Here is an 11511-nt window from a genome sequence, read left to right on the forward strand (position 1 = left end):
ATAACTTTGACATTATTTTACTGCCAACCTTTGAAACATCCCAAATGTCTCAGAAGGCGAAACGACGAATTAGGTCAAAGTCAGTGCGCCAAATGTTAACACTCTCTCACTACCGATTTAAGCAGTTCCTTAAGCACAAGGCTTTTGAGACTAATAAAGTGGTTATGGATGTCAACGAAGCGTACACATCAAAAACAGTCAGTTGGACTGGTGAAATCATCCCCAACCTTGGTGGTGCTAAGTTCGTTAAGTCTCCATCTGACGGGCGGGTAATGAGCCGGGACATAAATGGTGCGCGGGGGATTTTCCTCCGTGCATTGGTTGATACGCCCTCTCTTAAAGAGTGTATTTGTTAGTGAAATGTAGCAAAAAAGTATCGGAATCAAAGAAAATGGCAGAGTGGTTAGAGCATAGTGTGCAGATTGAAGTCGATGCTCCCATAGAACTAGTATGGGGTCTGTGGTCTGACTTAGAGCAAATGCCACGTTGGATGAAGTGGATTGATTCTGTGAGGATTTCGCCAGACAACCCGGACATATCTCTATGGAAACTTAGTACAGGGGGTCTGGAATTTAAATGGAAATCCCGGATGCTCAAGGTCGTCAAAGAGCAAATTATTCAATGGGAATCCGTTGATGGTCTGCCAAATCAAGGTGCGATCCGCTTTTATGACCGCCATGGTAGTAGTATTGTCAAAATGACGGTTTCCTATGCCATCCCTGGAATTATTGGCAAAATTATGGATAATTTGTTTTTGGGGCGGGTAGTTGAGTCTACCATTGAAGCTGATTTGGAAAGGTTCAAAGAATATGCTTTGAATGTTAAATCTCAAAGCTAACCATTCTGAGCAATTAAATACTATGGGGGGTTACACACTTTTGGTAGTGTATCCCCCGTAGTTTCAACAGCAATAATTATTGGTATAGGTTTATGATACCTAAATATTAAATGCTCACGTAACAAAATCAGGACAAAGAATTACCAAGTAGGGTCACCATACAAATTAATGATCATTTCTTCGCGCTCTGGTGACACTGAGGAAATACAGGCGCGAATGACTTCGCCATCTTCTAGTTCAACAGTGCAAGCATGACAAGAACCCATGAGGCACCCGGTGGCAATAAACACCCCAGCCCGTTGCGCTACATCTAACAGCGGTTCTCCCACTTCGGCATTAACAGTCACATCATCTGGTAAAAAGCGGACGCGAATAGTCATGAACAATAATTTTAGTTAAGGTAAAATTGGCTCTAAGTTTAAATGGGTTTCAATTTCTGTAGCCAGAGAGTCTAAAATTTGTTCTCGATGTTCTTTGTAGTTAGCAACACCTGTGGGCAAAGATTTTAAACCTCGTTGTTGACGCAGACGATTTAACCAAGCCCGTCGCCAAGGGCCATTATCAAACAGTCCATGGAGATATGTACCCCAAACAGATTGAGAGTTATCCACTAGTCCTAAATTAGGATCATCAAATAAATGATGGTATCCTGGGTTATCTTCTGATTGTTCTATGCGCGATCGCCCTTGGTGGATTTCAAAGCCGTTGACTGGTAAACCCATTTGGGGATAATTGGAGCTAACTTGGCGCTGACGAGTAATTTTCTGTCCGGTAATTACAGTTCTAATGGGTAAAAGATTTAACCCCTGAAATCTACCAGCTTGTCCTTCTACTCCTTCGGGATCAGCGATAATTTGCCCTAGCATTTGATAGCCGCCGCAAATACCTAACACTGTACCGCCAGAAGCTGCATAGTTTTTAATTGCTTCGGACATACCCGTTTTATGCATTAGTAGCAAGTCGGTAATTGTGGTCTTTGTTCCTGGGATAATTACGGCATCGGGATGTCCTAAATCTTGCTTCATACTCAGAAATTTTACCGCAACACTCGGCTCCGAGTCTAAGGGGTCAAAATCGGTAAAGTTAGCAATTCTGGGTAAGCGAATAACAGTGATATTCAGGTCAGTATTGGTTTTGTATGACTTACGTTCTAGTAGGTCTAGGGAGTCTTCGGCGGGAAAAATTTCTTGAAAATAAGGGATCACACCAATCACAGGAATGCCAATACGTTCTTCTAACCATTTTATCCCGGGTTGCAAAAGCGATCGCTGACCCCGGAATTTGTTAATTACTATACCTTTAATTAATTGACGTTCTTCTGGTTCTAGTAACTCCAGAGTTCCCACCACATGAGCAAAAGCACCACCCCGGTCAATATCAACTACTAATATAGTTGGTGCGTTTAAATATTTTGCTATCCGCATATTAGTTAAGTCGCGGTGCTTGAGGTTAATCTCCGCCGGACTACCCGCACCTTCACAGACAAGTAAATCAAATTCTGTGGATAAATGTTTTAGAGACTCTTCTATTGCCTGCCAACCAATATTAAAGTATTGTTCATAATAATCTGAAGCTTTGACTTTGCCTACAGCTCTACCTTTGATAATCACTTGGGATGTCATATCCCCCTGGGGTTTGAGTAAAATTGGGTTCATTTCTACCCCAGGGATAACACCAGCTGCCCAAGCTTGTACTGCTTGAGCATAACCAATTTCTCCCCCATTGGCGGTGACATAAGCATTCAGTGCCATGTTTTGACCTTTAAAGGGAGCGACCCGCCAACCACGCCGCGACAGAATCCGACAAATAGCTGTACTTATCAGTGATTTCCCAGCGTGGGATGTTGTTCCCACTACCATAATTGCTTTCATAGTTCGTAATTAAAAGGGTAGTCGAAACCAGTAAACTCCCGCATTATACAAGCGATCGCTCCAGGAAGCATTAGGCCAATTTTGGCCATGGAATTGTTCCACCAACAGATGACCTAGAGGAGTGAGGCGGAAACTATCCGTAATTCCCTGACCATCGACTTCTCGCCGCAAAATACCCACTTGAATCAGCCAGTTTAAAGCATCATCACAAGCCAGTTCTGATAAAGGGCTTTTAGTATAGCCATTCTGGACACCATTTTCCATAGCGATGGCACTTAATGGTAAACTCTGCTGACGCATAGCTTGCAACAATACAAGATTAAAAGGAGAGCATATAAGCGATCGCCTAGCCCTTTCTACTGTACTACTGGCATAAGATAAGGTTTTCTGGTCATTAGTCATTGGTCACTTCCCAATTTTGAGTACCATTTTTTTGAGTCAATTCCTTAAATATTGTAAATTATTGTAAAATTTCAAAGTCATCAATTTCAAACAGGAAAGGTTCATTATGCCTCTAGCAGTTGGTACGGATGCACCTGCATTTACCGTCAAAGATACTAACGGTAATACGGTTTCATTATCTGATTTTGCTGGGAAGACAGTTGTTTTATACTTCTACCCCAAAGATGACACCCCGGGTTGCACCAAACAAGCTTGTAGCTTCCGGGATGCTCAACCTGAATATTTAGGTAAAGATGTAGTGGTGCTGGGAGTCAGCGCCGATGATCAAGCCTCTCATCAGGCCTTTACCCAAAAATATAATCTCAACTTTCCTTTGTTGGCTGACACTAACCAAAGTTTAATCAAAGCTTATGATGTCGATGGCGGTGGTTACGCCAAGCGTGTTACCTACGTAATTGACCCTAACGGCAAAATCGTTCATGTTGACGCTAGTGTAAATACTACTACCCACGCCAGTGATGTTTTAGCGGCACTTGGTCTGTAGTTTTGAGATTTTGAATTAACCTATCAGGTTAATTCAAATCCAATTTATGGTGATTCAGTTCCTTGAGGTAAAACCGATGGTGAATCTGTATTTGAGCGTTCCTGTTCTTGAAAAGCTTTTTGTTGTCTGGCTCTAAAGTCGGATGCTGCTGAGTCTATTTGTTGTTGTTGCTCATCAGCATTCCAGTTGACATTCCCCAAATTCGCCCGGTGAATAATATCAAACATATTTAAATCACCTGAGTTTGGGCTAGCTAATGGGTCACTATTCTGGTTTGTGCCACGATCTACAGAGTTAAATTGAGCCAAACTCGGTGGAGCGAGAAGCAAGGAAGCCACGCTAATTCCTGCAACACTGAGCAGGGAAAATTGAGTAAGTGATAAAAATGGTTTTTCCATGGAGTTTTGACTGTAAAATTACTATCAATAATTTAGCTGACTGAAGCTCTAGGCCAGAGTCCGCCGCAGTCGGGTTTGAATGCTCAATAAAGCTATCAACGCAAAGCCAAACAACACCAGGAGCGCTCCCCCAAAGGTAACATTACCCCAAGGTGCTGACATGACTACACTATTTAGCCCCCAATCGCTGTGAAGATATAGGTAACGAATTGGTTCTATGGCAAAGCTCAGGGGGTTGAGGGTAGCGACAATTTGCAACCACCCTGGCATAAAGGATAAAGGAGCTAAGGCGGTACTGGCAAACAATAAGGGTAGGTTAGTGACAAAAATAACCGCAATTAATTCAATGTGTCCAGGTAAGGCAAAGGCTAAACCCAGGGAAATGGCGGTTACACCCAAGGAGAGCAGAAACACGATTAAGGCGATCGCACTCAACCCGGCGGCATCGGGTAAGCCTGCCCCTAGAAATGCTGCTGCTGCTACAATTACCGCTGCTTGTAGTAAACTTTGGCTAATGATAAAGATGGCGGAAGCAAAGACAATGGAAAACCGAGAAGCTAAAGGTGCTACCAGTAACCGATTTAAAAAGCCAAATTCCCGGTCAAACATCACCGGTAACCCAGCATTCAAAGCACCGGCAAAAGCTGTAAACACAATTACACCAGCCGCCAAAAATTGACCGTAATTGCTCGTAGTTCCAAACAAACCTTTGGGGGCATTTTGGAATAAAGCCCCAAATAGCACTAACCACATCACCGGCTGAATAATTCCAGCAACTAAGGTTGAGGGACGGCGTTGTAATTGAATAAACAAGCGACGAGTTAAAGCTAGGGTCTCTTGGACTAGTTCACCCAATAAATTGGGGGCAGTATTCACATCTAATTCTGGCGATGCTAATTGCTGCCAATTCATTTCAGATTTAGGGGTAACACTCATAGTAATTTAGGAAGTAGGGGAAAAGCGGGAAGTTCCATGACCAATGACTATCTCATATTTTGCTTTTTCTCAGCTTTGAGATCGCGGGTGCTAATTGCAGCGAGTTCTGCATCCAGCAAAGTTCGCCCGGTGGCCGCGAGGTAAACATCATCTAGGCTGGGCCGAGATTGAGAAATACCAAAGATCGGCAAGCTCACAGTGTTGAGGGATTGCTGTATGGTCATTAAGGCATCATTTTCTGGTGTTACTACCAAGTTGAGGGAATTACCTTGGGCGCTGTTAATAATTACTTCTTGGACAAAGGGTAAGTTTTGTAACACTTGTTTGGCTTTTTCGGCTTCTTCTGCTGGGGAAAATTCCCGGATGCGCAGAGTGATGCGATCGCCCCCAACTTGATCTTTTAATTGAGAAGGTGTACCCGCCGCAATCACCGTACCACGGTCAATAATAGCCACGCGATCGGCTAATGCGTCGATTTCTTCTAAATAGTGACTGGTAATCAATACTGTTGTTCCAGAGGCGCGTAAGTGGCGTAAAAATTCCCATACCACAAAACGGCTATCTATGTCAAGCCCCACGGTGGGCTCATCTAACACTAAAACATCTGGAGCATGGAGTAAACCCGCTGCTAAGTCTAGGCGCTTGCGTAAACCACCGGAATAGGTTCCGGTTTTTTTATCGGCGTATTCCTGTAAACCCAGTAAATTTAAGACCATATCAATCCGCTGTTTAGCCACGGACCGGGGAATGTGATACAGCGCTGCTTGGAGTTGTAGTAGTTCCCTTCCAGTTAGAACCTTATCTAATGCGACTTCTTGGGCTACATAGCCCAGTTTTTGGCGAGCGATTTTCGGGTTCTCCGTCACCGATATACCAGATACTTCGATTTTGCCAGCATCCGGTGTTGTCAGAGTACATAAAGCTCGCAGAGTCGTAGTTTTACCCGCACCGTTAGGACCGAGTAAACCAAAGATTTCCCCCGGTTTTACCTCAAAGGATACATCTTTGACTGCGACTACTTTACCGTAGTTCTTTTGTAGCTTTTCAATTAAAACGGCAGGAGCCATGACAGCTTAAACTCTAACTATACAAATCTCAACAAATTCTATTTCTATTGTAGATGAGTCGTGAGAGGTCAGGGGAGTTCTAGATCACCTTCCATGACTTTATGACTCCCCATACTGTCCCCCAGTCACCTTACCGCGAAACACAATGTACTGGTAAAGGTTGTAAAACAACATCACCGGAATCAGAAACCCGATAAAAATAATCATAATTACCAGGGAACTCGGATCAGCCGCCGCCTGATAGATGGTAATTTGATTAGGGATAATATAAGGAAAAACAATTAATCCCAACCCCAAAAAAGTCAGGACAAATAAAAGAATAGTCCAGACAAACGGCGCTCTTTCCTCTCTCAGGTTAAGACTCTTGAGAAGTTGCCAAATTAGTAACACTCCCAACACAGGAATTACCGCAAAGATATATACTAGTGGTTGTTGAAATAAGCGTGCTCTGGCATTTTCATAAATAATTGGTGTGCTAATGGTGATGAAAATAGCGCCTATTAAAGTCGTCCAAGCGGCAATTTTAGCAGTTTTAAAATGAGTAGCTTGTAATTCTCCTGTAGTCTTCCACACCAGGTAAGTCGAACCAATTAAAACATAGGCTTGAATCAAAGTTAAAGCCACTAACACAGAAGGAATGCTCAACCAGTCCCAGGTTGTACCAATAAAGTGTCCAGCTTCATCAACTTTAATTCCCTTGAGTACCGCACCTAAAGCAAAACCTTGACCGAGCGCGGCGGTAAAACTCCCAGCACCAAAGGCAAAATTCCATAAAAATTTGCGGTTGGATAACTCCCGAAATTCAAAGGCTACTCCCCGGAAAATAAACCCAAACACCATAGTCAGAATGGGAATATACAAGGCGCTTAAAATTGTGCCATAAGCCAAGGGAAACGCACCGAACAGACCCCCTCCCATTAAAACTAGCCAGGTTTCGTTTGCATCCCAAATATTACTGAGACTGGTCATTAAAATTCCCCGGCGTTCCTCGTCGGATGAGGTGAGAGATAGTATCCCCACCCCTAAATCAAAACCGTCTAGCATGACGTAGAGGAACAGGAACAAAGCCAAAATTACAAACCATACTTGGGGGAGAAAATACTGGAGTGTCTCCATATAATTAACTCTTGAGATTGGTTGCTAAATTAGAGGTTGTGGAATTTTCTGATTATTGTTGTGCTTCTGCGGGACGTTCATCGGGTAGAAACTCCCCAGGGGTGGTTTCTACTGCGGGTTGAGTAATTTCTAGTCCTGGGACTGGTAAATCTAGATTTGGACCTTGACGTATTATGCGACTACCAAAGTACAAAGCTGCAATAAATAAGAGAGTGTAAACTGTAGCAAAGCTGGTGAGTGAAACTAAAACATTACTAGCAGGTATATGAGAAGCAGCGTCAACGGTGCGGATTTGTCCGTAAAGTGTCCAAGGTTGTCTTCCTACACAGCGCACAATCCACCCGGACTCTACGGCGATGTATCCTAGAGGTGCTGCAAGTATCCAACCCCGTAACAACCAGGATTGCTGGGTAATGTTTTCTACTGATAGTTTACCGCGTAACCATTGTAATGTACTGAAGAACATTAAACCGGCTAAGAAAAAGCCAATGGCGATCATGGTGCGGAAGGCGTAATAAATTAAACCGACCATGTGGGGTCGATCCTCTGGTTTCCACTCTTTTAGTCCCCGTACTGGTTCGGAAAGATTTCTCTTAAATTCCAGAATGTACCCCAGGGCGTTGGGAACGGTGATTTCCCAGTCGTTTTTTTGGGCTTTTTCGTTGGGTATGGCTAGCAAACTCCAGTCAGCAGGTTGTCCCGCTGGTGAAGATTCCCATTGGGCTTCCATGGCTGCGAGTTTCGTGGGTTGATAGTGATAAACTTGCTCGCCGCTGAGGTGTCCGATGTATATTTGTAATGGTGCAACTGCGATCGCAGCTGCTAAGGCAATCTTAAAAGACTTAGAAAAGAAACCCGGTTGACGTTGCTTTAAAATATACCAAGCGCTAATTCCCCCAATCACAAATAAAGAGGTTTCCAGTGTCGCGAAAAACATATGCAGTACACTGTTAACCATAAAGGGATTTAAAATTGCTTGAAAATAATCACTGACAATAAATTTACCATCCACCATTTGCCCACCTGCGGGGGTTTGCATCCAGGAGTTTGCTGTCAAAATCCACAGGGTGGATAAGTTCGCACCTACAGCTACCAAAATTGTGGAAAGATAGTGAATGGCGGGATTGACACGCTCCCAGCCGAATAACATAATGCCTAAAAATGCAGCTTCTAGCATAAACGCCCAAGAAGCCTCAAAACCAATAACACTACCAAAAAAGTTACCCACGGCTTCCGAGAATGGTCCCCAATTGGTGCCAAACTGAAATTCCATGGGTATACCCGTTGCTACGCCAATACCAAAGTTAAGGACATAAAATTTAGACCAAAACCGAGCGTGAAGGTAATAATCAGGATTTTGAGTTTTTAGCCATACTCCTTCAACGATGACCAGATAAATCCCCATCCCCGTTGTTAGGACTGGCCAGAGCATATGGAATAGTGCTGTTAATGCAAATTGCATCCGTGATAACACCACAGAATCAGATAAAAATTCCACGATTTATCTCCCTGAGTTAGCCATACCTAGGATACACTTTTCGGCTACAATGTCAATATAGTTACTAAAAATATAGTCAAATATTTCTAGCTTGGTAAGGTCTTACACCTTACAGGGCTAACTACAAGCCGCACTATTCGGTTTCTAATCTGAGATAGATTTCCGAACTACTTTTACCTTTTTTCAGTTCTGATTTGATTAGCTACTCTTGAAAATGTTTTATTTCGTCTAATTTATAGGATTTCCTGCCACACAGGAGCTATGGTTAGGTTAATTCTAACTCTCCGCACTCTCAGATCAGGACTTTCACCACTTTCCAAGGATCTACGCTTCTTGAACTCAAGACTAATATATCACATTCACATCTTGCATTACAATATAATATAGGCAAAAATTCATGATATTTTTGTGCTATAGGTGTTAATATTTGAATATATCTGATTATATTTTTGTTATTTAAACCTAATACTCAAAAACTGACTTTCTAGGCTTATTAGTATATATAATTACTTGCGCATGATTTGTAGACCTTGATATTCATCGATATGTCAAGTATAAAGTATACAGTACATACTAGTAAAGTATATTAGCTAACAACTAAAATTTTAACTATAAAGTATTGAGCCTGCATAGGCAGGCTTTTTGGTCTAACCTTAGAGGATATAGTAGCGCAATTACCGAATATCTTAATTTACCAAATCCGGGAAAACTTCTTGCACTGCTGGATGTACTAAGCGGTGATTTTGCACATTCAGACCTTTAGCTAAGGCTGGGTTGACTTCTAGGGCTTTAATACCTAAATTTGCTAATTGGACAACATAAGGTAATGTACTGTTATTAAGGGCTTGGGTAGCCGTCCAAGGTACTGCACCCGGCATATTGGGAACTCCATAATGTACGACACCTTCTTCTATGTATACAGGATTGGTGTGTGAGGTCACGTGTAAAGTTTCTACACAACCGCCTTGGTCAACTGCAACATCTACAATTACCGAACCGGGGCGCATTTGTTGGACAAATTCACGGGATACTAGTATGGGCGCTCTGCGTCCGGGGACTAAAACAGCACCAATGAGTAAATCAGCTTCTTTGATAGCAGCTTGGATATGGGCTGAGTTGCTGTATAGTAGTTCTACTCTAGAACCAAATACATTTTCTAAGTAAGATAACCGCTCGACATTTACATCTAAGATTTGCACAGCAGCACCCATACCCACAGCAATTTTAGCCGCTTCTGTACCCACAACGCCGCCGCCTAAAATTACTACTTTTCCTGGTTTGACCCCAGGGACACCCCCTAAGAGAACTCCTCTACCACCTTGCTGGCGTTCTAGAAATCTGGCTCCGAATTGTACTGCTAGGCGACCAGCAATAATGCTCATGGGACTGAGCAAGGGTAGTTTATTGGCACCGGTTTGTTCTACGGTTTCGTAAGCGATCGCACAAGTGCCACAATCAATTAAATGCTCGGTTAAACTGCGATCGGCTGCTAAATGCAGATAAGTAAATAATATCTGCCCTTTTTGTAAATACTTATACTCATTTGTCAAAGGTTCTTTGACTTTGACAACTAAGTGCCGATTCCATGCTGCTTCGGCTGTGCAAACAATCTCAGCCCCGGCCTGTTGATAGTCCTCATCTGTAAATCCCGCACCACTACCTGCTTGACTCTGAACAAAAATGGTATGGCCATTTTCTCTGAGTACCCGCACACTAGAGGGACTTAACCCTACCCGAAACTCTTGATCCTTAAACTCCCGAGGAACGCCGATTTCCATGTTCCGCCTCTAATGATTTTTTTGTTCAACTTTAGCCTGCTCAGACTTGCACTTCCGTATTAGGGATAGCTAATTACTCAGCTAGGTGATCAAACTCCTGCCCTTGACTATTGCCCCCATATTTCTACAATATATAAAAAATAATTACAAATTGTTAAAATAGGATTGTACGGTTTCCTATTTGGAGGCTGTAGCAGATTCGGGGATTTATGCACCACCATCACTACCACCAGTTACCAATCATCTGGGGGTCAGGTTCTCCAAGTTTTAAATTCAGTGTGGTGATCAATGCCGTCTGCAAGTTTGATAATCCTTTACTGTTCACTGTTTTAACTCCCGCCAAAAAGAGGTTTCTAGAAAATGTCACAATCACAACCAACAATTACCCCCAAATTAGAAGAGCCTAAGTTTGGCTTTAATGAATATGCTGAACGCTTAAACGGCCGAGCAGCAATGATTGGCTTTTTATTGATGGTGGTGATTGAGTACTTCACTAACCAAGGTGTGCTATCATGGCTAGGCCTGAAATAGTGGGACTAGAAAATATAAAATTTCCGGTTGTAAGCTAGTAATTAGAGTGCGATTCGTTCTTCCTAAATGAGTACTAATGCTCAGGGACGGAAGGTAAGGTTTGGTGAAAACCAGATTCTTATAACTATGTGTTCATGTAGGTGAGAATCCTACCCCCTAAGTGCGAGGGTGACAGCATCTTCCTTACGGTAGCGACTAGTCATGAATCCGTAAAGCAGGAGGAAAAGACGTTCTTACTGGGAGCCTAACCTGGTACACGCCGAGCAAATTACCCATGAGTAAAACGAAAGTTGAAGATGTGTTTAAAGCGTCGTTACAAGCAACCAGCCAAATCAGGCTGACAGGCTGGAACCAAAAGGTAAGGGATAAGGAAACGGCTATTTCTTGTTAGACCGTTAAGCACTGCCGAAAAACCCGGCGTATAGCATCACTCTAAAGGTACACAGAATGGACACACGGAACGAAGTAACCCCTTGTTAGCTCTTTTAGAAGGTCGAGTCTAAAAGTAGGTGCTAACCGGATGCTGCAAGTG

Annotated in this window: 13 protein-coding genes; 4 read left to right on the forward strand and 9 right to left on the reverse strand. The window is 42.9% G+C overall.

The genetic code is table 11. From position 1 onward, the window contains the following. Both PN457_RS02165 and PN457_RS02170 read left to right on the forward strand, forming a co-directional pair. The coding region (locus PN457_RS02165) for a zinc ribbon domain-containing protein (RefSeq protein WP_271731021.1) at positions 1-356 on the forward strand (356 nt) is incomplete at its 5' end. 35 nt (positions 357-391) lie between these two features. Continuing rightward, positions 392-838 carry an SRPBCC family protein gene (locus tag PN457_RS02170; protein ID WP_271731022.1) on the forward strand — a complete coding sequence of 149 codons (447 nt, stop codon included), beginning with the start codon at positions 392-394 and terminating at the stop codon, positions 836-838. 140 nt (positions 839-978) lie between these two features. Here PN457_RS02170 and PN457_RS02175 read toward each other — a convergent pair whose 3' ends face one another. From PN457_RS02175 to PN457_RS02185, 3 genes are read right to left on the reverse strand one after another with little or no spacing between them, the layout of a single operon-like run. After that, positions 979-1218, reverse strand: coding sequence for a 2Fe-2S iron-sulfur cluster-binding protein (locus PN457_RS02175; RefSeq protein ID WP_271731023.1), 240 nt, complete (start codon positions 1216-1218; stop codon positions 979-981). A gap of 15 nt (positions 1219-1233) precedes the next feature. Beyond that, positions 1234-2709 carry a cobyric acid synthase CobQ gene (gene cobQ, locus PN457_RS02180; RefSeq protein WP_271731024.1) on the reverse strand — a complete coding sequence of 492 codons (1476 nt, stop codon included), beginning with the start codon at positions 2707-2709 and terminating at the stop codon, positions 1234-1236. Between the two features lie 9 nt (positions 2710-2718). Then, complete coding sequence (locus tag PN457_RS02185) at positions 2719-3111, reverse strand: Npun_F0494 family protein (protein WP_271731025.1); 393 nt, start codon at positions 3109-3111, stop codon at positions 2719-2721. Between the two features lie 106 nt (positions 3112-3217). On the opposite strand from PN457_RS02185, the gene PN457_RS02190 reads away from it, so the two are divergent. After that, positions 3218-3655: a peroxiredoxin gene (locus PN457_RS02190; RefSeq protein ID WP_271731026.1), complete on the forward strand. Its 438-nt coding sequence runs from the start codon at positions 3218-3220 to the stop codon at positions 3653-3655. A 44-nt stretch (positions 3656-3699) separates the two neighbouring features. On the opposite strand, the gene PN457_RS02195 is transcribed toward PN457_RS02190, so the two are convergent. The 6 genes from PN457_RS02195 to ald all read right to left on the reverse strand — a co-directional run bounded on the left by PN457_RS02195 (position 3700) and on the right by ald (position 10448). Further along, positions 3700-4053 (reverse strand): hypothetical protein, encoded by a 354-nt coding sequence (locus PN457_RS02195; RefSeq protein ID WP_271731027.1) that lies wholly within the window; start codon positions 4051-4053, stop codon positions 3700-3702. 48 nt (positions 4054-4101) lie between these two features. Next, positions 4102-4989 carry an ABC transporter permease gene (locus tag PN457_RS02200; RefSeq protein WP_271731029.1) on the reverse strand — a complete coding sequence of 296 codons (888 nt, stop codon included), beginning with the start codon at positions 4987-4989 and terminating at the stop codon, positions 4102-4104. Positions 4990-5036: 47 nt separating this feature from the next. Further along, on the reverse strand, positions 5037-6056 hold the full coding sequence (locus PN457_RS02205; protein ID WP_271731030.1) for an ABC transporter ATP-binding protein: 1020 nt from the start codon (positions 6054-6056) through the stop codon (positions 5037-5039). Positions 6057-6155: 99 nt separating this feature from the next. Continuing rightward, a complete protein-coding gene (gene cydB / locus PN457_RS02210) occupies positions 6156-7172 on the reverse strand; it encodes a cytochrome d ubiquinol oxidase subunit II (RefSeq protein ID WP_271731032.1) in 1017 nt (338 codons plus the stop codon). 52 nt (positions 7173-7224) lie between these two features. Continuing rightward, positions 7225-8670 (reverse strand): cytochrome ubiquinol oxidase subunit I, encoded by a 1446-nt coding sequence (locus tag PN457_RS02215; RefSeq protein ID WP_271731034.1) that lies wholly within the window; start codon positions 8668-8670, stop codon positions 7225-7227. Positions 8671-9356: 686 nt separating this feature from the next. Further along, positions 9357-10448 carry an alanine dehydrogenase gene (gene ald, locus PN457_RS02220; RefSeq protein ID WP_271731035.1) on the reverse strand — a complete coding sequence of 364 codons (1092 nt, stop codon included), beginning with the start codon at positions 10446-10448 and terminating at the stop codon, positions 9357-9359. A 360-nt stretch (positions 10449-10808) separates the two neighbouring features. On the opposite strand from ald, the gene PN457_RS02225 reads away from it, so the two are divergent. Continuing rightward, positions 10809-10979 (forward strand): chlorophyll a/b-binding protein, encoded by a 171-nt coding sequence (locus PN457_RS02225; RefSeq protein WP_271731036.1) that lies wholly within the window; start codon positions 10809-10811, stop codon positions 10977-10979. Positions 10980-11511: the final 532 nt, after the last annotated feature.

The organism is Anabaenopsis arnoldii (assembly GCF_028331025.1).
GTDB classification, from domain to species: domain Bacteria; phylum Cyanobacteriota; class Cyanobacteriia; order Cyanobacteriales; family Nostocaceae; genus Anabaenopsis; species Anabaenopsis arnoldii.